Source organism: Lysinibacillus halotolerans, assembly GCF_003711845.1.
GTDB lineage: Bacteria > Bacillota > Bacilli > Bacillales_A > Planococcaceae > Ureibacillus > Ureibacillus halotolerans.
In genome coordinates this window covers 132,940-158,650 of sequence record NZ_RHLQ01000001.1, presented here as the reverse complement: position 1 = coordinate 158,650, position 25,711 = coordinate 132,940, and the positions used below count along the sequence as shown (strand labels likewise).

Sequence of the window (25,711 nt, the reverse complement as noted above, 5' to 3'; positions counted from 1 at the left end):
TGCTCGCTCTATCTATTTTACCATGTTCGCTACTGTTTTTCTTGTTTCACTATCTACATGAAGTATAGTTTCTAAATCTGGCATTAATATATTTTGATGATCGTTCATCACTTGTTCGATAATTTCTTCGATTTGTAAGAAAGTGATTTTTTCCTCTAAAAATAACGCTACTGCAGCTTCATTAGCAGCATTCATAGCTGTTAAAACACTTCCCCCTGCCCGTCCTGCGTCATAGGCTAGTTTTAAAGCACGGAATCGGTCAAAGTCGACTTCCTTAAAGTGTAATTGTCCAATTTGCGCTAAATTCAATCGATTCCCTCCAACAAGTGGCAATCGATCCGGATAACTTAGAGCGTACTGGATCGGCACTCGCATGTCAGGGGTACCAAGTTGTGCAATCACACTTGTATCATGATACTCAACTAAAGAGTGAATAATACTTTCTTTATGTAATAAAACATCGATTTTTTCAAAGGGCATATTAAATAATACATGGGCTTCAATGACTTCTAACCCTTTATTCATCATCGTTGCCGAATCGATTGTAATTTTAGCTCCCATCGACCAGTTCGGATGATTTAAAGCGTCTTTCACCGTAACATCTTTTAATTGTTCCCGTGTTTTATCTCGGAATGAGCCACCAGAAGCTGTTAAAATGAGCCGTTCAATTTGTTTTGGATTTTCACCGTTCATTGATTGGAAAATTGCCGAATGTTCACTATCAACTGGTAGAATCGCTACATTATATTTTCTCGCTTCAGCCATAACTAAATGTCCAGCTGTTACTAATGTCTCCTTATTCGCAATCGCAATTGTTTTTCCCATCCGAATAGCTGCTAAAGTAGATTCTAATCCTACACTTCCTAGAACTGCATTTACAAGAACAGTGGAATCCGGGTGTGTAGCAACTTCAACTAATCCTTTTGTTCCAAACGTAAAATGAATATGTGGGTATTCTTTTTGTAACTGTATGGCATCTTGTTCTTGTTGTACTGATACTAGCTCAGGTTGAAGATCATCGATGATTTCACGAGTTTTTTCGATATTTTTACCAGAGGATAAGGCAACAAGTTGAAAATTATCTTTATTATTCCGTAAAATATCAACTGTTTGAATTCCAATAGAACCTGTTGCTCCTAATAAACTAATTTTTTTCAACATTACTCTTCCCTTCAAGAACATTGTCTTTTATTAATAAGGTTTAACTTTGGTCAATAGGTATTCCTCAGTTTAAGAATACCTATTTGAACAAAGTTAAACAAAATGTATAAAGTGTAATAACGGTAATACAAATAGAAGACTATCAAAGCGGTCAAGAATTCCACCGTGACCAGGTAATAGTTTCCCTGAATCTTTCACTCCATAATGACGTTTAATAGCAGATTCAACTAAATCGCCTAACTGACCAAAGATGGAAGCGATAATCGAAATAAGTATTAACGCAAGCCAAGATGAGGATATCGGATAAATCCATTGCATAATACATGCGAAAATAACTGCCGTTACAATTCCACCGATAAAACCTTCAACCGTTTTATTAGGAGAAATTTCAGGCCATAATTTCTTTTTCCCTAGTTTTCGTCCAACAAAATAAGCCCCTGAATCGGTTGTCCAAACAATTAATAGAGCAAAAATAATGTATACTAATCCATTTTCTGCGTTACGAGTTTCAATAAAATAATAAAAACCGATACCGACATATAATGCACTCGTTAAAATAAAGCCTACATCATCAAAGGTAAAACGATTTTTAATCATCACTGTATAAATTAATAACAGGATGACACCTATCATTAAAAATTCCAATTTTGAATAAGGGACGATCTCTTCTAACTCAACTGTAGAAAGAGGTAGAAGGATACAAAACATAATGAGGGCCCCGATCATACCTGGTATTGAAAAAATTGAAATATTTTTCATTCTGAGCAGTTCATATAGTCCTACTGCTGCGATCACATATACTAATAACGTAAAAGGTAAGTTGCCATAAATAACGAATGGAATGAATACTAATGCTGCAACTACCGCCGTTATAATTCTTTGCTTCACTTCATTTCTTCCCCTTTCAATCCACCGTAGCGTCGATTACGCTTTTGATAGGCGTGGATCGCTTCCATAAACGATTGATGGTCAAAATCAGGCCACAATATGTCTGTGAACCAAAATTCCGTATAAGCGAGTTGCCATAACATAAAATTACTTAATCGAACTTCACCGCTTGTTCGAATGAGTAAATCTGGTTCTGGTAGATTTGATGTCATTAAATATTGATCAATCATTGTTTCATCAATAGCGTCGATTGATATATTTCCATTATTCACTTCTATCATTATATCCTTCATTGCTCTTACAATTTCAGCACGACTACCATAATTCATTGCAAAATTTAATATTAACCCTGTATTATGTTTCGTTTTTTCCATCGCTTCATCTAAAGCTTTTTTCGTATTGTTAGGTAACCCTTCTTTATCACCGATCATTTGTATTCGAATGTTCCGTTCCATCAATTCAGGCATAAATGAATTTAAAAACATTTGCGGTAAACTCATTAAATAGTCTACTTCCGATTTCGGCCTTCTCCAATTTTCCGTTGAAAAAGCATATAAAGTTAACACTTTAATGCCTAAATCATCTGCAATACGCGCAATTTTCCGCACTGTTTGCATGCCTTCATGATGTCCTGCAATTCTAGGCATGGCTCTTTTTTTCGCCCAACGTCCGTTGCCATCCATTATGATTGCGATATGGGAAGGTAGACATTCATTATCTAGTAGAAATTCTTCAACCCTTGATGACTGCTTTCCTTTTTTTGATTTACTAAATAGTTTCTTTAACATCAGCAATTCCCCCACGTGACAACAATTTGGACGTTTTTTTTATCATAACAAAAACAAATGAATGTGTCTTAAGTTCTTTTTACCTTTTCTTAATTTATTTTGAAATATATGTATACGTATAAATTTATTATATCGTAAAACTAATTATACGAATATGACCAGTTACCTTATTATGTATACTAAACGATAAATTCAAATTTTCTCTCTCTAATGAATATACGAAAGAAAAAGACGTCCTAACTGATAGGACGCCCTACACCTGATTTTGTTCATTATTCAATCTGAAACTTAAAACTTACGTTCGCCAAGAAATAAGAACAAAGAAAGGTTTTCTTATACTGATAAGATTTCTTGTTCTTTATCTTTAGCAATTTGATCAATTTTCACGATAAAGTCATCAGTAAGTTTTTGAATATCGTCACTGTAACCACGTAAATCGTCTTCAGTTATGTCGCCATTTTTTTCTAATTTTTTCAATTCATCGTTTGCATCACGACGGACGTTACGGATTGCAACCTTTGCTTCCTCCGCTTCTTTTTTCACAACTTTTACAAGGTCTTTACGGCGTTCTTCTGTTAAAGCTGGAACTGTTAAGCGAATTACATTCCCATCATTTGTCGGTGTAATCCCGATATCTGACTTCATAATTGCTTTTTCAATTTCACCTAGAACAGATTTGTCATACGGTTGGATAACTAGTAAACGAGCTTCTGGTACAGAAATACCAGCCAATTGATTTACTGGAGTTGGAGCACCGTAGTAGTCAACAGTAATTCTGTCTAACAAAGATGCATTCGCACGACCTGCACGAATAGAAGCTAATTCGCGTGTAAATGCTGTAATCGATTTGTTCATTTTTTCCTGAGCTTGAGCTATTACTTGTTTAGGCATTAAAAATTCCTCCTAACAACTGTACCGATTTTATCACCGAGTACGGCACGTTTAATATTACCTTTATTCATTATAGAGAATACTATTAATGGGATGTCATTGTCCATACATAAAGTGGAAGCTGTAGAATCCATTACCTGTAATCCTTGTTGAATTACGTCTAAATATGTGAGTGTGTCATATTTAACAGCAGTATTATCAGTTTTTGGATCAGCAGAATAAACGCCATCAACATTATTTTTTGCCATTAAAATGGCATCTGCATCAATTTCAGCAGCACGTAATGCAGCTGTTGTATCTGTAGAGAAAAATGGATTTCCTGTACCAGCAGCAAAAATAACAACACGTTTTTTCTCTAAATGGCGCACCGCTTTTCGACGTATGTAAGGCTCCGCAACTTGTGTCATGACGATGGAAGACTGAACACGAGTTTCAATTTCCAATTTTTCAAGGGCATCTTGTAATGCTAATGAATTCATAACAGTCGCTAACATTCCCATGTAATCAGCAGAAGCACGGTCCATTCCCATTTCGCTTCCTACTTTCCCTCGCCAAATGTTACCGCCACCAACAACTACCGCTACTTCTACACCAAGTTCAACTACTTCTTTAATATCTTCTGCAACAGACTTAATAATTTTTGGTGATAATCCGAAGCCAGCTTCTCCTGCTAATGCCTCACCGCTAATTTTTATAACTACTCGATTATATTGTGGCACACTCATAGTAATCCTCCGCAACTCAATTTTATTTAACTAACGCAAGTCTTCCTCATTTTTGAGTCGCAACCTTCTCCATTGAAAAAGATGAGACAAAACTTTCGGAAAACGGCTCTAGCGTTAAAGATATATGCAAAAAACTCTTGAAAAATAGGGAACACTGACTCCGTGTCCCCTATCTAACTTTATTGTGTTAAACATACAACCAAATTATTCCGTATGAACGGGCAGCAACACCACTACGATAAACGAGTTGGTATAACTGCCCGTAAAACTCAATAAGTCAACAAACCATACAATAATCGATTTGTTTTCTTATTTCTTATATTAGTTACCTTTAACTTGATTCATTACTTCTTCAGCGAAGTTATCTTCACGTTTTTCAATACCTTCACCAACAGCGTAACGTACGAATGAAGTTACATTACCACCTGTTGTTTTAACGAAGTCACGAACTTTTTGATCTGAATTTTTAACGAAAGTTTGGTCAAGTAAGCAAATTTCTTCGAAGTATTTACCAAGACGACCTTCAACCATTTTCGCTACGATGTTTTCTGGTTTACCTTCGTTTAAAGCTTGTTCTGTTAAAATTTTACGTTCGTGAGCAACCTCTTCTTGAGAAACTTCATCACGAGATACGTATTTAGGGTTAATTGCAGCGATGTGCATTGCAACATCTTTTGCAGCTTCTTCGTTAGTAGATCCTTCAAGAACTACTAATACACCGATTTTTCCGCCCATGTGTAAGTAAGAACCGAACGCATCGTTGTCAGTTTTTGTTTTTACTTCGAAACGACGAAGAGTAATTTTTTCACCAATTGTTGCAACAGCAGTTGAAATTTTGTCAGCGATTTTCACACCTTCAGCGTTAGCAATTTCTAAAGCAGCTTCAACTGATGCTGGTTTTGCAGCTAAAATTTGTTTTGCTAATTCTTCAACAAGTACTTGGAATTTTTCGTTTTTCGCAACGAAGTCCGTTTCAGCGTTTACTTCTAAAATAACCGCTTCATTTCCTTCAGTTAACACGTAAGTTGTACCTTCTGCAGCGATACGGTCAGCTTTTTTAGCAGCTGAAGAAAGACCTTTTTCACGTAAGAAGTCGATAGCAGCTTCGATGTCACCATCAGTTTGTACTAAAGCTTTTTTACAGTCCATCATACCTGCGCCAGTTTTTTCACGAAGTTCTTTTACTAATTGTGCAGTAATTGCCATTTGAAGTTTCCTCCTCGGGTTATCTAATATTAAATTTTTTGTAACATATGCTTTAAAAAAAGGTGATAAGAGGTTTCATCCACTTATCACCTTTTTGTAGGCAGCTAAGAAAGTTCAACACTTCCTTAGCTGCATAAGTGCAACTAAGGCTTATCATCAGAAAACCTGCTGTTTAAGCTAAGTTATCTAATAGTGAATTACTCAGCAGCAACTACTTCTTCAGCTGGAGCTTCAGATTCACCTTGTTTTGATTCAATAAGAGCATCAGCCATTTTTGCAGTTAATAATTTAACAGCGCGGATAGCATCATCGTTTGCAGGGATTACGTAGTCGATTTCATCTGGATCACAGTTTGTATCAACAATACCTACGATAGGAATATTTAATTTACGAGCTTCTGCAACAGCAATACGCTCTTTACGTGGGTCAACCACGAACATTACATCTGGAATACCAGCCATATCACGAATACCGCCTAAGAATTTAACAAGACGTTCGTGTTCTTTTTTAAGTTGAATAACTTCTTTTTTAGGAAGTACGTCGAAAGTACCGTCTTCTTCCATTTTTTCAATTGCTTTCATACGAGCAACACGTTTTTGGATTGTACCGAAGTTTGTTAAAGTACCACCTAACCAACGTTGGTTAATATAGTAGTTACCAGAACGTTCAGCTTCTTCTTTAATCGCTTCTTGCGCTTGTTTTTTAGTACCAACAAATAGTACTTTACCGCCATCTTGGCCAACTTGACGCATGAAGTCGTAAGCTTCTTCTAATTTCTTAACTGTTTTTTGTAAATCGATAATGTAGATACCGTTACGTTCAACAAAAATGTATTTTTTCATTTTTGGGTTCCAACGGCGAGTTTGGTGTCCGAAATGTACACCAGCTTCAAGTAATTGTTTCATTGAAATTACTGACATGAATAGTTCCTCCTAGATTTTTGGTTTTGTTCCTCCGCATTTTTCATCTGTAACAAGCAACTTTTTATTCAAAAAGCACCACTTACTACATCAAAATGCGTGTGTAATTAACACCAATTGATAATATAACACACTGAATATCTATATGCAACAAATTTTACGCATGAAACTTAATCAACAGCTCTATTTCAGTCTTTCCTTTTTGGGTAATTTTTGCGATTTCATCAATCGTCTTCCCTTCTTGATGCAAATTTAGTACCTTTTGCTCAAAATCTGGGAGACTAGATTTGTTGTTTTCCCCTTGATTTTCGACCTCTTTTTGAAAATCTTGAGAATCCTTTTGTTTTACCGTCATCGCTTTTTGTTTCTTATAAGCATTTTCTACTTTCATTTTCGGAATATATGTTTTGGTTTCAACGGCAGGTTGTTGATTTGCATTATCAACTGAACTTTTTTGCGAAGGTTCCTTTTCTTCCACCTTTTCCATCTTAGCCAATGTCGATTCGTTTATTTCATTATTTTTCAACTCTGTTTGTTTTACCTTCGTCAGTTCTTTAATAAAACGATCATTTTCTTCCTTTATCTCAACAAGATATAGGGTAAGGGCATCATCCATTTCCCGAATGAGTTGATCCTGTCGTTTTTCCAAATCTTTAAACTTTGAGACTTTTGTATTTAAAAGAATTATGAAATAAAAACAGATGAGCTGAGAAATTGTCAATATGATAAGTACTATAGCGACCATATTGTTCTCCTATCCACTAAAATCAATAATATTGCCTTTATAAGGATGCTTTGCTTGTTGTTCCTTTTCCTGCTGTTGCTTTTTATCCTTCGACATATCATGTTGATTGTGTTTTTCTTTTTTTTCTCTATCGGAAATTTTATCTGTTTTTTCCGTATCAACAACGGCTAGTTGTTTTCTTTCAATTTCTTTTTTTAATGCTTCATTCGCATTATATTGTTGTTGAATAACATTTTGCTGATGCTGTTCAACCATTTTTCCTGCATCGTAAGTTTTTGGAATAGCAATTTGTAGTTCAAGTCCTTTTAAACTCACAATATTCCCCCTTAGTCATGAATGACTTCGTTTGAAAGACACTTCCGTAATTTAAACAATGCCTTTGAATGAATTTGAGAAATACGGGAAGTAGATAATTCGAGTATCTCTCCAATTTCAGTTAGGGTTAATTCTTCTGTATAAAATAAACTTAAAACTAGTTGTTCTTTTTCATTTAATTTTTTTATATTTCTTTCTAAATCAGAAATCAATTCCGCATGCACAGCTTCTTGTTCAGGCGTTTTCGTTTGATTATCTCGAATAACGAATGCTTTTCCTTCTAACTCTTCTTGATCTTGTTGTTCGTTAATTGATAATACATTAGAAAAGAAATGTTCTTGCACTGTTTGGTATACTTCATCAATCGGTAAATCCATGAACTGAGCGAGCTCTTCAGGAGTCGCATGGCGCATTAGTTGCTGTTCTAATTTTTCAATTTGTGCTTCCATCTTTTTTGCTTTTTCCCTTGCCGAACGTGGTAACCAATCTTCTTTTCTTAAGCCGTCGATAATAGCACCGCGCACTCGGAAGGAAGCATATGTATCAAATTTCAAATCTCTATTTATGTCAAATTTATTTAAAGCATCAAAAAGTCCCATCATCCCCAAGCTCATCAAATCATCTCGAGATACATTTTTAGGAACACCTGCACCTATCCGTTGTACATGATAGGAAACAAGAGGCTTATATTTTTTAATAAGCATGTTACCTGCATGAGGATCTCGATCATTAAGCCAGCGATTCCAAAGGGTTTGTTCATTATCAATTTGCAGTTGTACCATCGAATCCACCTCTCTTACAAACGTTCCTTACTACCAATTATTATATCAAATGTCACAAAAAAACACACTCATATATTAGATAAAATACATTACCTTTTGGACTATTTTTTGCAATTAACTATGAAAAAAGAGCCGTTTCCCCGACTCTTTTCATTTAATTATCAATAATTTGTCTTTTTTATGACGAATTTCCAGGAACATTCTAAATTAGTTCCTTTGAGGTTCATCTCTCAATTCAATCGTCGACAAATCCTTTTCATCTTGAGGCTGTATTTGTATAGAATCATTTCTATCCGTAACCAAATTTTCTTCAGGTGTATGTAATATATAAGCGATTACAAATCGAAAGGCATACATAAGAAGAAATGAAATAATGGCAGCTATAAAAGAACCGATCAGGACCTTTAAAGGTACATCTTTAGATAGCGTACTAAAGAAATAGAGGGAAAACCCGATGATGGCAGCCCAAAAATTATAAAAAATAGATCCAAACATCATATTTCCATCACTCCTTGATTCACCGTTCGAATGTTCAACATACAAGTAGCGGGATCAAACTCAATTGTTCTTCCACTATTGCCTCCCGTATCTTCAGCAATTATCGGAATGCTATTTTTCTTCAGTTCCTTTTTGACAGCTTCGACATTTCTAGGACCAATTCTCATAGTATCTTTAGCAGAAGTAAATTTAAACATTTGTGCACCACCAGCTATTTTCGCCTTTAATCGAAAGGTTTGAACACCTTCAATTTTTAATCTCTCAATTAAAGCTTTTATGCCGGTATCGGCAAATTTAGCTGAATTCAACGTTTCGGCTCTAGCTAAATTGGAATCGGGTAACATTATATGAACTAACCCTGCAATTTTTTTAGTTTCATCATATAACACAACTCCAACGCAAGAGCCTAAACCGGATGTTCGAATTGTATCGGGCGTTTTTACTATATCTAATTCTGCAATTCCCACTTTAACGACTTGATGATTAATAGATTGAATCATGTTATGAAACTCCTAATGATTTAAAAATCGATGTAAAGGATTCAGGATCTGGTAATAAAAAGAAATGTCCTTGAACTTCATTTCGATGCTTTATATCTTCTTCAAAAATAGAAGTATTAATGGCAATAACATGGTCACTAACTTCAGAAATTTCAATTAACCCAATACTAATGATCGCCCCAAACATATCGACACTTAAACCTGGAACGGTTGGATAAATTTTTAAGCCAGTAAAATCAGACAAAGCCGACAAATAGGAACCAGACAATATATTTCCCAACTCTTGCATGGCGGATAAACCGATTTCTGAAATTGGATGTTCATTAAAATTAAAATGTGGATCGTTAATTAACCTTTGAATAAAACGATTTGCTTGTGCAATAGGCAGAATGAAAAACATACTACCGTCCACATCACCTTCTATGCGAAGATAAATACCAACAACGACCGTTTCAGCGCCACCAACATGCTCCATCATGTCATTAAACGACACCATTTCCACCTTTGGCACATGCATATCGATTTTCTTTCTTAACAACTCAGAAAGGGACGTCGCAGCATGTGCAGCACCTATATTTCCTATCTCCTTTAAAACATCTAAGTGCAGCGACGTAATTTTTTCAATTTGCCCCATTACTTTATCCCCACTTTTAACTGAAACATCATTTACTCAGCTGGATTTAATACTTTATCTAGATGCAATAATATTAATAATCGATTTTCCAATTTTGCTACACCAGATATAAAATCAACTTCATTGGAGCCTACTACTTCCGGTTGTTGTTCAATGGCGTTGACCGGTATATCAATTACATCATTTGCTGAATCGACTACAAATCCAACTTCCATCTCATCCGTCGTAATAATAATAATTCGAGTTGTTTCTTCGTTATCAGATACAGGTATTCCGAATCGTTCACGTAAATCAATAATAGGTGTGACAACTCCACGTAAATTAATAACACCCTTTACATATTTCTCCGTCTTAGGAACCCGCGTAATATGCATTAGTTTTTCAATTCCTTGTACATTCGATAAAGGAATGGCATATTCCTTATCTGCTAATTGAAAGACAATGACCTTTAAAATCTCTTGTTCAACAGCATTCATGACCAACACCTCTTTCATTCATCTTCATTATTTCATTAACGCATTGCAATCAACGATTAATGCTACTTTACCGTTTCCTAAAATAGTCGCTCCAGAAATAGCAAATATGTTTGTTAAGTAGTTTCCTAATGACTTCAGAACGATTTCTTGTTGACCGATAAAGGAATCTACTACTAAACCTGCAAGTTTTTCACCTTTACGAACAATAACTACCGAATGGTAATCTTGATCAATTTGTTCTTTTCTCGGTACTTCAAAAATTTCCTCTAAGAAGATAAGTGGCACTACCTTGCCTCGGAAATCAATTACTTTTTGGTTATGAGCATTTAAAATGTCACTGTTTTTAATAATCGACGTTTCAATAATTGATGATAAAGGAATCGCATACGTTTCTTGTTCAATTTCTACTAACATAACGGAAATAATCGACAACGTTAATGGCAATTGAATCGAGAAGATTGATCCTACTCCTTCAGTTGATTCAATTGAAATATTTCCACCTAATGATTCAATCGTCGTTTTTACAACATCAAGACCTACACCACGTCCTGAAATATCAGAAATGACATCTGCTGTAGAGAAGCCTGATGCAAAAATAAGCTCGTTAATTTGTTTATCAGATAAAGTAGAAGCTATTTCCTTCGAAACAATCCCTTTCGAAATCGCTTTATTTAATACTTTGTCCCGGTTAATTCCTGCACCATCATCTTCAATTTCAATGAATACATAGTTTCCACTATGGTAGGCACGTAACGTTACATTTCCTTCTTCCGGTTTCCCGTTAGCACGGCGAACTTCAGGACTTTCAATACCGTGATCTACAGAATTTCGAATTAAATGGACTAATGGATCTCCAATTTCATCGATTACTGTACGATCAAGTTCCGTTTCAGCACCAATGACTTCCAGATTGATTTTTTTCTTTAAATCACGGGATAGTGTCCGAACCATTTTCGGGAATCGATTAAATACCGTTTCAATCGGAATCATTCGCATTGTTAACACTATATTTTGTAAATCGCCCATTGTGCGGCTCATACGCTCAACAGTCTCGTTCAATTCAGCATGTTTCACTTCCGTAGAGATCGATTGAAGTCTTCCTCTATCAATTACTAGTTCTTCGAATAGATTCATTAAAATATCTAGACGTTCAATACTTACTCGAATCGTTTTACTCGTTGCATGTTTTGTAGGAGAAGAAGTTTTTTGGCTAACAGATTCTTCTTGTCCCTTTTGTTGAGGAACGATTGGATTTTCGTTTTCACGAACTTCTTCTATAGTAGTTGCGGCTTCTGCTGAAGCTGATGTAATGAATTTATCCTTCGTTAACTGTGTAATCGTAACTTTCTCAACCTCAGAAACTTTTAAAATTTTACTATGCAGTTCATCTACACTTGTTTGAGTAATTAATGCTACTTTGAAATCTTGATCAAACTGTTCTTCTTCTAATTTGTCTACAGTTGGTCTTGATTTTACAACATCGCCATTTTTTTCTAAAATATCAAAAACCATATATACGCGTGCTGCTTTCAATAAACAATCCGCACGTAATGTAACCGAGATTTCATATGCATTGAATCCTTGTTCGGTTGATTGTAGTATTACAGTCTTTTCAAAGCTGTCATAATCCAATTCGGGACTATTTTGCTCTACTAAAGTCGTAGTAGCCACTTCGGCCGCAGCTAGTTCAACAGCATTTTGTTGAACCGGTTCACCAGATTCAATTCTTTTTAATTTCGCAACAGTGTTCGAAACATCTCTTTTTCCATCTCCACCGTCCGCAATATTCATAACCATCGCTTCCAAATGATCGACCGATTCAAACACAACATCTAGTACATCAGGAGTAACTAGTATTTTTTCGTTACGAATAGCATCTAAAACATTTTCCATTTTATGGGTCAAATCTGCTAAATCTTCGTAGCCCATTGTTGCAGACATCCCTTTTAATGTATGGGCTGAACGAAATATTTCGTTTACAATCGCGATGTCTTCCGGATTTTTTTCAAGCTCTAACAAATTGTCACTGCATGATTGTAAATGTTCTTTACTTTCTTCGATGAACATTTCTAAATATTGATTTAGTTCCACTAGAAAACACTCCCTTTAAGGCATATATTTCATAATCGCTTGAGCAATATCGTCAACATCTACTACTTCATCGACAAGTTTTGTTTCAATGGCAGCTTTTGGCATACCGTACACAATACATGTATTCGCTGACTCCGCAATTGCAATTACATTTCCATTTTGTTTTAAATCGACTAATCCCTTTGAGCCATCGGATCCCATTCCCGTCATAACCACAGCAACTTTATCAAAGTCTTTTATTTTACTCACACTTTCGAACATGACATCTACAGCTGGTCGATGGCCTGAACGTGGTGGTTCATCATTATCCAAAACAATTTCAAAAATTGAACCGACTTTTTTTAGTTTTAAGTGATAACCACCAGGAGCGATATAAGCAACACCTTCTTGTAGTTGCTCACCATGTTCAGCTTCTTTTACATTTATTTGACTTAACTGATTCAAACGATCTGCAAGAGATTTAGTAAATCCTGCCGGCATATGTTGAACGATTAAAATCGGTGCTTTTATCGTTTTCGGTATTTTTGTGATGACCTCTTGTAATGCCCGTGGACCACCCGTTGATGTACCTATTAGTAGTATCTTTTTCGACGAGTTCAAAGGTTGTTTTTGATGATATAACCTATCCACATCGCTAAATCTTTCACTTATTTTAGGTAGAGTAATAGTTGATTGACGGAAAATCATATCTCGTTTTAAAAGACTCGTTGTAGCATTACCTACAGATGTATTTGGTTGTCCAATCGGTTTTTTTAATTTAGCAACGGAAACATGCACAGCTTGCTCTACTTTATGTACTAATTCTTCTTTAACTTTATGTAAGTCGAGAGAGATTGTTCCACTTGGTTTCGCAACAAAATCTACTGCTCCATTTTCCATAGCTTTTAATGTTGTCTCAGCACCACTTTTAGTTGTACTGGATAGCATAATAACCGGAACTGGGCATTGCTTCATAATTTCCTTCAATGCATCTAACCCGTTCATTTCAGGCATTTCTACATCCATTGTCACAACATTTGGTTTTAATGATTGGATTTTTTGAATGGCGTCCTTACCATTACGAGCTGTGCCAATCACTTCAATTTTTGAATTATCTGCAAAAAAGTCGCTAATTAGCTTTCTCATAAAAGCCGAGTCATCTACTATTAATAGTTTGCTTTTTGGTGAGAATTCCAATTAATCACGCCCTTTCGAAAAAATACTTCGCAATTTCGATAAGAAGGTAGTCGTTTTTGCTTGACCATGTACTTCTATCATTTGACGATCTACAAATTGTTGCACCATCACTTTCAAAGTTGTTGCAATAGGACTATTAGGGTAAGCAATGGAAAAGGGCACTTGTTCTCGAACAGCTTTTCTTACAGATGTATCTTCAGGTAAAGAACCTAAAATTGAAACTTGTTTATTTAAAAATTTCATCATCGTATTTTCTAGTCTACTCAACGTTTCTATTCCTTCTTCTTTAGAGAAGGCTCGATTACATAATAGATAAAATGTTTTACTTTGATCCCTTAAATGGATAAACTTCATCATCGAATATGCATCCGTTATAGCAGTTGGTTCCGCTGTTGTAATGACAATTATTTCATCAATAGAAGTAAGTAGATCCAAAGACCAACTAGTAGCACCAGCACCCATATCAAACAAAATATAATCGAAGGACTTTTGCAATTGTTCGAAGGCATCGATTAACCCATTAAACATTTCTTCGGACCATTCTATGATAGAAGCCATACCCGAACCGCCGGAAATGTATTGCAAGTTATGGGGACCTTCATACATGACTTCCTTCAATGAAACTTCTCCGAACAAGTAATCTTTCAAACTATAACGGGCCGTTTTACCTATGATAATATGGACATTTCCCATTCCTATGTCCATATCAATCACAACAACCTTTTTACCTAGTTTGGCGAGATTAATTGCAAAGTTGGTAGAAAAATTACTTTTACCTACTCCTCCTTTCCCACTAACTACAGCGATGGACCTTCCTAAAGCACCTTGACTTTCCAGCATTTTCATTCTTAACTTTTCAGCTTGATCTCTCATGAAAATTCTCCTTGAAAGAACAATTCTAGGACTTTTTCAAGATTAGCTTCTTCCATATCTTCTGGTACTTCTTGTCCATTTGTATAGTAAGCAAGTCCTTTATTATATTTAATCATTAAATTGAACATAGTTCCAATAGAATTTGTTTCATCTATCTTCGTAAAGATAAATTTACCTATATTTATCCCATTAAACTGTCGAGTAATTGTATCCATATCCCCTTCCTTTGCCGTTAAAGCAAGGACTAAATAGGATTCAACTTCCTCATCGAAGTTAATCATTTTTTTTAGATCTTCTACATATTTCGCTTCTTTATAATTCCGTCCTGCGGTATCAATGAACACTAAATCGAGATGGGCAAACTTTTCAATGGCAGCTTTATAATCGTTGTCGTTATATACAATTTCAACCGGTGCTTGTAGAAGATTGGCATAGGTTTTTAATTGTTCTATAGCCGCGATTCGGTACGTATCCGTTGTAATGAAGCCGATTTTTTTCTTTTTTTCCAATACCGAACGGGCTGCCATTTTGGCAATGGTAGTTGTTTTTCCTACACCAGTTGGCCCTAATACATTGATATATTTCCGCTCATAGGACAATCCACCCATCGGTAAGTCAGATAAACGGTTCCGAAGGGTGTTCATTGCTATTTCTTTCATCTGTTCCTTTGTTAAAGGTTGATTGGAATGTTTTTGGTGCACAAAAAGCTCATCACTAATTGCCGTGATGAGCTCTCCGTTAAGCTCTTGACGTTTTAAAAAGTCAATAAGGGGCACAACATGCTCCGGTACATCTGATTGAATCGTATGCCTATGCATTGACTGCAACATAGTCTTTAAATCTGCTATTTCATTTTTCAGTTCATTTGTTACTGAATCGTCAATTTGTCCTTGCAAAGGTTGCACTGGCCCTTTTAAATTTTTCATTTGAACTGGTAAATCAGGTAGACTTGAAGAATTTGATTGCAATTCTACCTGGTCCACCCCTGCAAGTACTTCAAAATTCTTTTGTTTAATTAAACCGAATAATTTTTTTGTCACAACAACTTTTGAGTTAATGATGACGGCATCTTCGCCTAAATCTGCACGTACCAATTTCATCGCTTCTGCAATTGAAGGTGCTGTATATTTTTTCATTTTCATTCTACATTCACCACTCCAACACTTTGAATTTCTACATTTGCATCTAATTCATTATAGGACAAAATCGGTATTTGAGAGAAATAACGTTCTGTTAATTGTCTTAAATACATCCGTATTCCTGGTGAGCATAGAATGATAGGAGATTGTTCCATAAAGGATACTCTCTCAACTTCTTTAGCAATTGCTTCTAAAACTGCTTGGGAATCTTGAGGGTTCATTGCTAAGTAATTTCCATGATCCGTTTGTTGAATACTATCTGCGATTAGTTTTTCTATTTTTCCAGGAATCGTTATCACTTTTAAATTTGGACCATCTGAAACATATTGGGACGTTATTTGCTTAGCTAAAGCTTGACGAACATACTCTGTCAATACATCCGGGTCACTCGTTAATTTTGCATAGTCCGCCAATGTTTCAAAAATAATTGGTAAATTACGAATCGAAACATTTTCTTTTAACAGTTTTGCTAACACTTTTTGAATCTCACCAATCGATAAAGGTGTTGGTGTTAATTCGTCTACAAGTATTGGATAATTTTCACGTAAATGATCAACTAATTGTTTTGTTTCTTGACGACCTAGTAATTCATGGGCATTTGCACGAATAATTTCAGTTAAATGAGTAGAAACAACACTCGGTGGATCAACGACTGTATATCCGAGCATTTCCGCATCTTCCTTCGTTTTTTCAGTAATCCATTTTGCAGGAAGACCAAAGGATGGCTCAATCGTATCGATTCCGTCGATGGAATCATCTTCACCTGGACTCATTGCTAAATAATGATCTAGTAATAACTCCCCTTTTGCCATTTCATTCCCTTTAATTTTAATGCGATATTCATTCGGTTGGAGTTGAATATTATCACGTATTCGTACAACAGGAATAACAATACCTAATTCCAATGCTAATTGCCGCCTGATCATGACAACCCGGTCTAATAAATCGCCACCTTGAGCTGCATCGACTAACGGAATTAATCCATAGCCAAATTCAAATTCAATTGGATCGACATTTAATAAATTCACTACATTTTCAGGACTCTTCATTGTATCTGTTGCTACTTCTTCTTCAATTTCAAGTAATTCTTCCGGATCTTCTTGCTTTTTATTATGAATCATATAAGCTCCGCCAATTAAAATAAGTGCAATAGGAATTGTAATCCAATCCGGAATTGGCGTGAATAATCCTAAAAGGAATATCGTTCCCCCAGCGATATATAGAAGTTTCGATTGGGCAAACAATTGTTTTGTAATATCTTCTCCTAAATTTCCATCTGATGCTGCACGGGTTACGACAATACCCGTCGCTGTTGAAACGAGTAAAGCTGGAATTTGGGCAACAAGACCGTCACCGACTGTCAGTTTTGAGAAATGGGAAGCAGCATCTGTTAACGAATAATCAAGCTGGAGCATCCCAATGATAATACCAAACAACAGGTTGATAAAAACCATAATAATCGACGCTATCGCATCACCTTTAACAAATTTCGTCGCACCATCCATTGCACCGTAAAAATCCGATTCCTTTGAAACTTTTTCTCGGCGCTCTCTTGCTTCTTTTTCAGAAATCATCCCGGCATTCAAATCCGCATCAATACTCATTTGTTTACCAGGCATTGCATCTAATGTAAATCGTGCTGCCACTTCAGCGACACGTTCTGAACCTTTTGTAATGACGATGAAGTTTATAATCACTAACAACATGAAAATGACTAAACCGACTAATACATTCCCACCTGTAACAAATTCACCAAAGGTTTCGACCACATCCCCCGCATCCCCATTCGCTAAAATGGCACGGGTTGTCGATATACTTAACCCTAATCGGAATAATGTTAATAACAAAATAATCGAAGGGAATATGGCAAAGTCTAATGCTTCTTTCATATTCATTGTTACTAATAAAACGAGTAAAGATAACGTGATATTAATAATAATTAAAAAGCTTAATAACCATGTCGGTAGAGGGATAATGAGCATGGCTACAATCATTATTACTGCAGCTAGTACCCCTAAGTCGCGAATCTTCATGTTTTTCCCTCCTACTATGGTTTAAATTTTGCGCTTAATACGGTATACATACGCAAGTATTTCGGCAACTGCTTTAAAAAATTCCTCTGGAACTTGTTGTCCAATTTCCACTTGATCATACATCGCCCGAGCTAGTGGTCGATTTTCAACCATGACGACATCATTTTCTTTCGCAATCAGTTTAATCTTTTGAGCGATAAAATCTGTTCCTTTTGCTACAACTGTAGGTGCTTCCATGTTTTGCTCATCGTATTTTAAGGCAATTGCAAAATGGGTTGGGTTTGTAATAACAACGTCTGCATTTGGGATTTCCTGCATCATTCTTCGCATTGCCATTTCACGTTGACGTTGCTTAATTTTCGATTTTATTTTAGGGTCACCTTCAGAATTTTTATATTCATCTTTTATATCTTGCTTCGACATTTTTAATTGTTTTTCATATTCATATTTTTCATAAAAATAATCAAACAATGCAATGAGTACAAGTACAATAGAAGCAGCAATCCCCATCATACCCGTTAACTTTGCAACGGTAGTTAAAGTATCCCATGGACTCTGGAACGATAATGAAAGTACCTCTTCTAAATTCATCCAAATAACAACCGTTGTTACGGTCCCAATAAATGATATTTTCAATAGAGATTTTAATAGATTTACGATTGCTCTAACGGAAATAATTCGTTTAATTCCTTTTATCGGATCAATTTTCTTTAAATCTAATTTCATACTTTCCATTGTAAATAGAAAACCAAATTGTAAATAGTTCGCTGCTATTGCCCCAACTACTGCAATTAACATAAAGGGTAAAAGTATTTTTGCCATCTCTTTTAAAGAATCCGAATACATTTTCATGACAGTTTCTACCGTTAGCGATTCAATGAGCATATTTTTTTGAAAGGCTTGGTTAAGAAAGCCGAATATGCTTTCAATCATTGTTGGCGCAAACATGTATAGAAACAGAAAAAGAATTAATAGCACAAATGCTGCTGTTACATCTTGACTTTTAAGTACTTGACCTTTTTTCCTTGCATCTTGTCTCTTTTTAGGTGTTGCTTTTTCCGTCTTTTCACCAGCAAAAAACTGAATGTCTAATGGGAGTAATAATTTCAAATTAAGCACCACCTAACAATCGCATTAAATCTCGCATTGAAAGTATCATTAATTCTACTAATTTTTCCATAACTTCAATCATTACACCGAGGGAAACGATTAAAACAAGAAAGCCAATGGCGATTTTGACCGGAAACCCAATAACAAAAATATTTAATTGGGGTACCGTCTTAGCTGTTATCCCTAAAGCTAATGTCACTAAAAATAAGGTAGCAACAATAGGTGCTGACATTTGAAAGGCGATGGCAAATACCGAAGCAAATACTTTCATTATAAATTCCACCGTATTTTCATCTCCGAACTTCGGAAACAATTGGTCGATTGGCATAAACTGATAGCTGTAAAAAATGCCATCTAAAATCAGGTGGTGTCCATTAATGGAAAGTAACACAAACAAAATTAAAAAATTTAAAAATTGACCCATTAATGGTGTTTGGGCACCCGTTTGTGGATCGATAATGTTCGCCATAGCAAAACCCATTTCAAAGTCAATAAAACCACCTGCAATTTGAACAGCGGATAAAATGATATGAGCAATCAAACCGATCATTAACCCAATAATTGCTTCTTTTAAAACGAGTAATATGTAATTTCCATCAATCGGAATAGCTGCCGCACTCATCGTGTAATACATCATCCAAGATAATACACATGCTAGAGCAATTCTCAATTGAGGAGGAATGGTACGATACGAAAAAAAAGGGACTGACACAAAAAAAGCAGATACTCTGACTAAAATTAACAATAAGACGGATAATTTAGGGATAATTTCTGTCATTTTATCACCCTATATATCGAGTCAAATTGTTCAAAATGTCAGTAACATATGCTGTCATTTGAGAAATCATCCAAGGCCCGAAAAAAATAATGGCTACTAAAACCGCGATAATTTTCGGAACAAAAGATAGAGTTTGCTCTTGAATTGATGTTGTTGCTTGGAATATACTGACAATCAAACCTGAAATAAGCGCAATCAGTAACAATGGTCCTGAAACGATAAGGACAATCCATATAGCTCTCTCTGCAATTGCAATGACCATTTCTTGGCTCATTCGTATCATCCCCTAAAAACTTTGAAGTAGAGACTTGATGACTAAATACCATCCATCTACTAAAACAAATAATAATATTTTAAACGGTAGTGATATCATAACTGGTGGCAACATCATCATCCCCATTGACATCAGAACGCTAGCTACTACCATATCAATCACAATAAAGGGAATAAAAATCATAAACCCTATTTGAAAGGCAGTTTTTATTTCACTTAAAGCAAAGGCTGGAACAAGCATCGTTAACGGAATTTCTTCCACTGAAGCTGGTCGCTCTGCCTCATTGTAATCTAAAAACAACTCTAAATCTTTTTGTCTAGTATGTTCGGCCATAAACTCCTTAAAAGGTAAGGAAGCTCTATCATAGGCCTCTTCTAAACCAATTTCTTCATTAAATAATGGTTGTAATGCTTGTTCATTTACCTCTTGAAATGTAGGTGCCATAATGAAAAACGTTAAAAATAACGCTAATCCGATAATGACTTGGTTTGGCGGCGATGTGTTTGTCGCTAATGCGGTTCTTGTAAAGGATAAAACGATCACTATTCGCGCAAAGGAAGTCATTAAAATTAAAATACTTGGTGCCAACGATAAAACGGTTAAAACTAAAAGTAATTTAACGGAAGTGGAAACATTCGTTGGATCACTTTCAGAAAAGAATGAAATAAAATCTTGCATTATTTATCTTTCTCCTTTTCCTTCCATTTTTCCAACTCTGTCTGACGGTTTTGTTGCATCTCATTCAACCGTTTAGTTAACAAAGATTTAAAATTACTATTCATCGATTGATCACCATTGGTGGATTCCACTTGTTGTTTATCGTTACTTTTCAACTTATTTATTAACTCTAAAAAGTACGGTTTTGTCGTGGCAAAGCTTTGTTTTTCATTAAAATATTGCACCAATTGTTGCACTTCTTCTTCATCCTGAATTTCTTTCAGAAGTTGAACATCCTCACCAACACCAACTATGTATAATTTATCGCCAATATGGAGAAGTTGTACGGATTTTTGAGGTCCGACTGTAATTCCCCCAATATTGCGAACAAGACTATTTTGTTGATAAGTGCTACTTTTTTTATTAATAAATTTTAAGACAAAGACAAGTAACCCTAGTACGAATATTAGGCAGATTAACATTTTAAAGTATTCCCACAGCCCTAATCCAACATCTGCCGAATCAGATTGTTCTTCATCGGCAGATGACTTTGAATCATCACAAAGCTCTGGATTTTGTAAACATTCGTCGGTAATCATTTGATTACCTTGACTTGCATAGGCAAAATTCGCTGGTGTAATAAACAATAATACCAATAAGATAGGAATCAATATCCGAAATTTTGCTAATTGTTTTTCATTCATACGATCAACCTAATGCTTTTTGTATAGCTTCAATTACACGATCAGCTTGGAATGGTTTTACGATAAAGTCTTTCGCACCCGCTTGAATAGCATCGATAACCATTGCTTGTTGTCCCATCGCTGAACACATAATAACTGTTGCTTTTGGGTCGGCGGATTTAATTGCTTTTAATGCTGCTATCCCGTCCATTTCAGGCATTGTAATATCCATTGTTACTAAGTCTGGTTGTAATTCGTTGTATTTTTCTACCGCTTGTGCACCATCAGCAGCTTCTCCAACTACTTCAAAACCGTTTTTTGTCAAAATGTCTTTAATCATCATACGCATGAATGCAGCATCGTCAACTATTAATATTTTTTTAGACATATAATTTCCCTCCAAATAATACTATTTTAAATGATTTAATCGTTCGCTTTGACTCATAATATCCGTAATGCGAACTCCGAAGTTTTCATCGATTACGACAACTTCACCTTTCGCAATTAAACGGCTATTTACTAAAATATCTACTGGTTCCCCTGCTAACTTATCTAATTCAATAATAGAACCAGAAGCAAGCTGTAGAATTTCTTTTACCGAATGTTTAGTACGGCCAAGTTCAACCGTTACTTGTAAAGGAATATCTAGTAACATATTTAAATTGCGAGCTTCATGTTGTGTCATATTCGCATTTTCAAAGGATGCGAATTGGGCTTGTTGCACATTAACCGGCTGTTGCGGTGGCTGATAAGGTGGCATTCCATAGTTATAGTTTGCCGGTTCCTGATAAGTTGTAGCAGCTTGTTGTTCATATACAGGTGGCTGCTGATAAACGGGTTGTTGCGACGATATTGGTTGTTGTGGCGCAACAGGTGGTGCTTCTTGTACAACCGGTTGTTGTACCTGAGGTTGACTAACGGATTCTTCCTGTTCCTCATTCAGCAATGTTTTGACAATTTTCTTCCCAAAATCAAGTGGGAATAATTGCATTAAGTTGGAATCGATTAATTCACCGATTTTTAATCTAAATGAAACTTTCACTAATAGATCTTCGTCCGGTATTCGTTCATTCCCCTCATTTTGAGGAATGTTTAAAATATCAATTGTTGGTGGCGAAATATCTACCTTTTTATTGAATACGGTTGACATTGATGTTGCAGCAGAACCCATCATTTGATTCATTGCTTCTTGTACAGCGCTTAATTGAATTTCACTTAAATCTTGATTTGGATGTAAACCATCGCCACCAAGCATCAAGTCTGCAATGATCGCAGCATCTGATTGTTTAATAACTAATAGGTTCATGCCAGATAAACCTGTAGTATATTCCACTTGTACCGCCACATATGGTTGTGGAAATTCTTCTTCTAATCGATTTCTATTAATCATTGAAACGACAGGAGTTGTAATATCTACTTTCTGACCTAATAAGGCAGATAAGGCTGTTGCTGAACTTCCAAAGGATATATTCCCTACTTCTCCTAAAGCATCTTGTTCGATTGAACTTAAGTAGTCTTCAACACGAAGTGGTGTCCCATCTGTAGTAATCTCAGTTGCAGAGTCGTTATCGTCTAACGATTCGCCCCTTAATAATGCCTCAATTTCTTCTTGGGAGAGCATACCATCACTCATCTTCGTCTCCTCCTTCCAAAGGGTCGATAATTTGGATTGCCATTTTTTTGTTTCGTTTTCCTGGTTGTACTGTAAATTTAGGAATACTGCCAACCTTTAAAATGAGAGGTTCATCTATTTTTTGATCTAATTGAATAACATCCCCTCTACTCATATAAAGGAAATCTTCAACGGTTATATGAGTTGAGCCAAGCTCCGCTATAACCGGTAACTCCGCTTGTTTAATTCGTTTTTCTAACATTTGTGACTGTTCAGGGGAAGCTTCTTTTGTATTCGATTGCATCCAATATTGAACAGACAAATTATGAATAATCGGTTCAAGGACAACATGGGGGATACAAATGTTAATCATCCCTGTTGTTTCTCCTATAATCGTATTTAAAGAAATTACTACGACCGTTTCGTTTGGTGATACCATTTGTAAAAATTGCGGATTCACTTCAAGTTCCACTAACGTAGGATCAATTTCAGCAATCGTACTCCAAGCTTCCCGCAAATTATCAAAGGAACGTTCAAATAAACTTGTCATAATTTTTTGTTCTATTTCTGTTAAATTGTCGACATTACTATAGCTTGAACCACTTCCCCCCATTAAACGATCTAACATGGAGTAAGCGATATTTGGATTAATCTCCATCAAGATATTACCATCTAACGGCGGTACTTCAAATACATTAATTAAAGTCATATTCGGAATTGACCTAACAAACTCTTCGAATGGAATTTGGTCTGCCGATGCAACGGTAATTTGCACATATGTTCTTAACTGTGCTGAAAAATAAGTCGTTAATAATCTCGCAAAGTTTTCATGTATTCGGGTCAAACTTCGGATTTGATCCTTCGAAAAACGAAGAGCACGTTTGAAATCGTAAACTTTCACTTTTCTTGTCTCTTCTTCTTTTTTCATGTCATCCGCGGACATTTCACCCGTTGATATTGCTGAGAGCAGCGCGTCAATTTCGGATTGGGATAATACATCTCCTGCCATTTGCCCACCTCCATTTCAAGATTTACATAGTTCTAATGAATCCCATTTACTGGATGATGTAGGAGGTAATGTAAACTTGTTGAACTTCACCATCTTGCATCAATTCATTTATTTGGGTTTTAATTGTCGATTCAAAGGTTGCTTTCCCTTGCTTCCCATTTAAATCATCTTTTTTCATTTCTGAAAGCTGTTCAATCACTAAATTTTTCGTTTGGAAATCTCTTTTTGTTAGTTCTTCTGCAGCTTCCTTACTATCTGTTTGGATTTTTAGAGATAATCTAACAACACTATTATCAGCTAAGTTTGTCGTTAACTCCGGTACATCCACAGATGCCTCCAAAATTTCATCAATGGAAGGTTCTTCAGATGCTGCTGTTTGTTTATTCAATTGTGTTAATACGACAAACAGGACAACACCTATTAACGTAATCGTTACTAAAATAATAAGCATTATGGTTAATAACTTATTTTTCTTCATCGTTATCACCTCGTAAATGGGGGTTGGATAATACTTGAATATTTTTATAAAAATGAGCTACTCTATTTCGTATTTCTTCTTCACTTTCTAACACGATAAACTTCCGCCCAGTCGTGAGCGTTATCGTTGTGTCAGGAAAGGCTTCCACTGATTCTATGTATAAAGCATTTAATGAAAAAGGTTTACCATTCAATCTTGTCAATTCAATCATTGAAATGGGGCCGGGTCTTTTTTAAAGAGTGCCGGCCCGACCCTCCTTTACAATGAAATTAGTTTTCTATCTTTATCGTTTTAAGTTTACAAGTTCTTGTAAAATTTCATCGGAAGTTGTAATAATACGAGAGTTCGCTTGGAAACCACGTTGTGTAACGATCATTTCCGTAAATTCTTCAGATAAGTCTACATTTGACATTTCTAATGCGCCTGAAACAACTGCTCCAATACCTTGTTGAGTTGCGATTTGTACGCTTGGATCACCAGAGTTTTGTGTCATTTGGTAATAGTTATTCCCAGTCTTTTCTAAACCACCAGCATTCGGGAATTTTGCCAATAACAATTGACCTGCAAATTGAAGTTTACCATTTACATCAACATATGTAACGGTACCATCTTGTCCAATACTCATCGATTGTGCATTTGTTGGAACTTTAATTGGTCCGTAGCCATCCACAACTATTGCACCATCTGCATAAAGACTATCAGTCCCAATTGCGGCAGTTGCTTCCGCTTTGTCCGTTTCTGCATTACTTACAGATTCTTCAACTACTTGATCATAAAGTTGATCATTTGAAACACCTACTAAATATTTACCATCTGAATTTACTAAGTATCCGTTACGATCCATATAGAAATTCCCTGCACGTGTATATAGGACATTATTGAAACCAGAATCCGCAGCGATTTCTCCATCCGCATTTGGTGCTTGTGTTGAATCACCTACCATAAAGAATCCGTCGCCTGAAATCGCTAAATCAAGAGTTCTTGCAGTCGTTTGAAGGGAGCCAGTTCCATGGATTGTATCGATCGCAGCAATTTGTGCACCTAATCCGATTTGTTTCGCATTCGTACCACCTGTTGCTCCTGTAGGACCAGATGCACCAGCAGTCGTTTGTGAAATTAAATCTTTAAATACGACTCTCCCTTTTTTGAAACCGTATGTATTTACGTTTGAAATATTGTTCCCGATTACGTCAAGCTTTGTTTGGAAGTTTTTTAAACCAGAAATACCTGAATACATAGAACGTAACATAAGTAATTGTTCTCCTCTCG

General features: G+C 35.8%; 30 protein-coding genes. All 30 read right to left on the bottom strand.

Translation table 11 applies throughout. The features are described from left to right. Positions 1–12: 12 nt before the first annotated feature. The 30 genes from dxr to flgG all read right to left on the bottom strand — a co-directional run bounded on the left by dxr (position 13) and on the right by flgG (position 25,691). The gene (gene dxr / locus EC501_RS00810) at positions 13–1,158 is read right to left on the bottom strand and encodes a 1-deoxy-D-xylulose-5-phosphate reductoisomerase (protein ID WP_122970501.1); all 1,146 of its coding nucleotides are present in this window, start codon (positions 1,156–1,158) and stop codon (positions 13–15) included. A 96-nt stretch (positions 1,159–1,254) separates the two neighbouring features. After that, the gene (locus EC501_RS00805) at positions 1,255–2,049 is read right to left on the bottom strand and encodes a phosphatidate cytidylyltransferase (RefSeq protein ID WP_122970390.1); all 795 of its coding nucleotides are present in this window, start codon (positions 2,047–2,049) and stop codon (positions 1,255–1,257) included. Further along, positions 2,046–2,837: an isoprenyl transferase gene (locus EC501_RS00800; RefSeq protein WP_122970389.1), complete on the bottom strand. Its 792-nt coding sequence runs from the start codon at positions 2,835–2,837 to the stop codon at positions 2,046–2,048. Before EC501_RS00800 ends, EC501_RS00805 begins: the two co-directional genes overlap by 4 nt. A 333-nt stretch (positions 2,838–3,170) precedes the next feature. Next, positions 3,171–3,728, bottom strand: a complete 558-nt coding sequence (gene frr, locus EC501_RS00795; RefSeq protein WP_122970388.1) for a ribosome recycling factor — start codon at positions 3,726–3,728, stop codon at positions 3,171–3,173. Continuing rightward, positions 3,728–4,453, bottom strand: coding sequence for a UMP kinase (gene pyrH, locus EC501_RS00790; protein WP_122970387.1), 726 nt, complete (start codon positions 4,451–4,453; stop codon positions 3,728–3,730). Before pyrH ends, frr begins: the two co-directional genes overlap by 1 nt. A gap of 321 nt (positions 4,454–4,774) precedes the next feature. After that, the gene (gene tsf, locus EC501_RS00785; protein WP_122970386.1) at positions 4,775–5,659 is read right to left on the bottom strand and encodes a translation elongation factor Ts; all 885 of its coding nucleotides are present in this window, start codon (positions 5,657–5,659) and stop codon (positions 4,775–4,777) included. Between the two features lie 197 nt (positions 5,660–5,856). Next, positions 5,857–6,579, bottom strand: coding sequence for a 30S ribosomal protein S2 (gene rpsB, locus EC501_RS00780; RefSeq protein WP_122970385.1), 723 nt, complete (start codon positions 6,577–6,579; stop codon positions 5,857–5,859). A 157-nt stretch (positions 6,580–6,736) separates the two neighbouring features. Continuing rightward, the gene (locus EC501_RS00775) at positions 6,737–7,228 is read right to left on the bottom strand and encodes a hypothetical protein (RefSeq protein WP_148037782.1); all 492 of its coding nucleotides are present in this window, start codon (positions 7,226–7,228) and stop codon (positions 6,737–6,739) included. Positions 7,229–7,333: 105 nt separating this feature from the next. Beyond that, positions 7,334–7,639, bottom strand: a complete 306-nt coding sequence (locus EC501_RS00770; RefSeq protein WP_122970383.1) for an RNA polymerase subunit sigma — start codon at positions 7,637–7,639, stop codon at positions 7,334–7,336. Between the two features lie 11 nt (positions 7,640–7,650). Then, positions 7,651–8,421 carry a FliA/WhiG family RNA polymerase sigma factor gene (locus EC501_RS00765; protein WP_122970382.1) on the bottom strand — a complete coding sequence of 257 codons (771 nt, stop codon included), beginning with the start codon at positions 8,419–8,421 and terminating at the stop codon, positions 7,651–7,653. A gap of 207 nt (positions 8,422–8,628) precedes the next feature. Further along, positions 8,629–8,919, bottom strand: a complete 291-nt coding sequence (locus EC501_RS00760; protein ID WP_122970381.1) for a hypothetical protein — start codon at positions 8,917–8,919, stop codon at positions 8,629–8,631. Beyond that, positions 8,916–9,419: a chemotaxis protein CheD gene (locus tag EC501_RS00755; protein ID WP_122970380.1), complete on the bottom strand. Its 504-nt coding sequence runs from the start codon at positions 9,417–9,419 to the stop codon at positions 8,916–8,918. Before EC501_RS00755 ends, EC501_RS00760 begins: the two co-directional genes overlap by 4 nt. Position 9,420: 1 nt before the next feature. Next, the gene (locus tag EC501_RS00750) at positions 9,421–10,053 is read right to left on the bottom strand and encodes a chemotaxis protein CheC (RefSeq protein ID WP_122970379.1); all 633 of its coding nucleotides are present in this window, start codon (positions 10,051–10,053) and stop codon (positions 9,421–9,423) included. A gap of 32 nt (positions 10,054–10,085) precedes the next feature. After that, positions 10,086–10,529: a chemotaxis protein CheW gene (locus EC501_RS00745; protein WP_174232625.1), complete on the bottom strand. Its 444-nt coding sequence runs from the start codon at positions 10,527–10,529 to the stop codon at positions 10,086–10,088. 27 nt (positions 10,530–10,556) lie between these two features. Then, positions 10,557–12,620, bottom strand: coding sequence for a chemotaxis protein CheA (locus tag EC501_RS00740; protein ID WP_122970377.1), 2,064 nt, complete (start codon positions 12,618–12,620; stop codon positions 10,557–10,559). A gap of 15 nt (positions 12,621–12,635) precedes the next feature. Next, on the bottom strand, positions 12,636–13,796 hold the full coding sequence (locus tag EC501_RS00735; RefSeq protein ID WP_122970376.1) for a protein-glutamate methylesterase/protein-glutamine glutaminase: 1,161 nt from the start codon (positions 13,794–13,796) through the stop codon (positions 12,636–12,638). Next, positions 13,797–14,669, bottom strand: a complete 873-nt coding sequence (locus tag EC501_RS00730; protein WP_122970375.1) for a MinD/ParA family protein — start codon at positions 14,667–14,669, stop codon at positions 13,797–13,799. Continuing rightward, positions 14,666–15,811, bottom strand: coding sequence for a flagellar biosynthesis GTPase FlhF (flhF, locus tag EC501_RS00725; RefSeq protein ID WP_122970374.1), 1,146 nt, complete (start codon positions 15,809–15,811; stop codon positions 14,666–14,668). Before flhF ends, EC501_RS00730 begins: the two co-directional genes overlap by 4 nt. Then, complete coding sequence (gene flhA / locus EC501_RS00720) at positions 15,808–17,841, bottom strand: flagellar biosynthesis protein FlhA (protein WP_122970373.1); 2,034 nt, start codon at positions 17,839–17,841, stop codon at positions 15,808–15,810. Before flhA ends, flhF begins: the two co-directional genes overlap by 4 nt. Positions 17,842–17,862: 21 nt before the next feature. Then, on the bottom strand, positions 17,863–18,951 hold the full coding sequence (gene flhB / locus EC501_RS00715) for a flagellar biosynthesis protein FlhB (protein ID WP_122970372.1): 1,089 nt from the start codon (positions 18,949–18,951) through the stop codon (positions 17,863–17,865). Position 18,952: 1 nt separating this feature from the next. Continuing rightward, a complete protein-coding gene (gene fliR, locus EC501_RS00710; protein ID WP_122970371.1) occupies positions 18,953–19,729 on the bottom strand; it encodes a flagellar biosynthetic protein FliR in 777 nt (258 codons plus the stop codon). A 4-nt stretch (positions 19,730–19,733) separates the two neighbouring features. Then, positions 19,734–20,003 (bottom strand): flagellar biosynthesis protein FliQ, encoded by a 270-nt coding sequence (fliQ, locus tag EC501_RS00705; RefSeq protein WP_122970370.1) that lies wholly within the window; start codon positions 20,001–20,003, stop codon positions 19,734–19,736. A 12-nt stretch (positions 20,004–20,015) separates the two neighbouring features. Beyond that, the gene (gene fliP, locus EC501_RS00700; protein WP_122970369.1) at positions 20,016–20,681 is read right to left on the bottom strand and encodes a flagellar type III secretion system pore protein FliP; all 666 of its coding nucleotides are present in this window, start codon (positions 20,679–20,681) and stop codon (positions 20,016–20,018) included. Further along, entirely contained in the window at positions 20,681–21,364 is a 684-nt protein-coding gene (locus EC501_RS00695) for a flagellar biosynthetic protein FliO (protein ID WP_122970368.1), read from the bottom strand. The genes fliP and EC501_RS00695 overlap by 1 nt, the downstream gene beginning before the upstream one ends. 4 nt (positions 21,365–21,368) lie before the next feature. Beyond that, positions 21,369–21,731, bottom strand: a complete 363-nt coding sequence (locus EC501_RS00690) for a response regulator (RefSeq protein ID WP_122970367.1) — start codon at positions 21,729–21,731, stop codon at positions 21,369–21,371. 21 nt (positions 21,732–21,752) lie between these two features. After that, positions 21,753–22,976, bottom strand: coding sequence for a flagellar motor switch phosphatase FliY (gene fliY / locus EC501_RS00685; protein WP_122970366.1), 1,224 nt, complete (start codon positions 22,974–22,976; stop codon positions 21,753–21,755). Continuing rightward, positions 22,969–23,964, bottom strand: a complete 996-nt coding sequence (gene fliM / locus EC501_RS00680) for a flagellar motor switch protein FliM (protein WP_122970365.1) — start codon at positions 23,962–23,964, stop codon at positions 22,969–22,971. Before fliM ends, fliY begins: the two co-directional genes overlap by 8 nt. A 46-nt stretch (positions 23,965–24,010) precedes the next feature. Beyond that, on the bottom strand, positions 24,011–24,442 hold the full coding sequence (gene fliL, locus EC501_RS00675) for a flagellar basal body-associated protein FliL (protein WP_122970364.1): 432 nt from the start codon (positions 24,440–24,442) through the stop codon (positions 24,011–24,013). Further along, a complete protein-coding gene (locus EC501_RS00670) occupies positions 24,429–24,653 on the bottom strand; it encodes a flagellar FlbD family protein (protein ID WP_122970363.1) in 225 nt (74 codons plus the stop codon). Before EC501_RS00670 ends, fliL begins: the two co-directional genes overlap by 14 nt. A gap of 72 nt (positions 24,654–24,725) precedes the next feature. Further along, positions 24,726–25,691 (bottom strand): flagellar basal body rod protein FlgG, encoded by a 966-nt coding sequence (gene flgG / locus EC501_RS00665; protein ID WP_122970500.1) that lies wholly within the window; start codon positions 25,689–25,691, stop codon positions 24,726–24,728. Between the last annotated feature and the right edge of the window lie 20 nt (positions 25,692–25,711).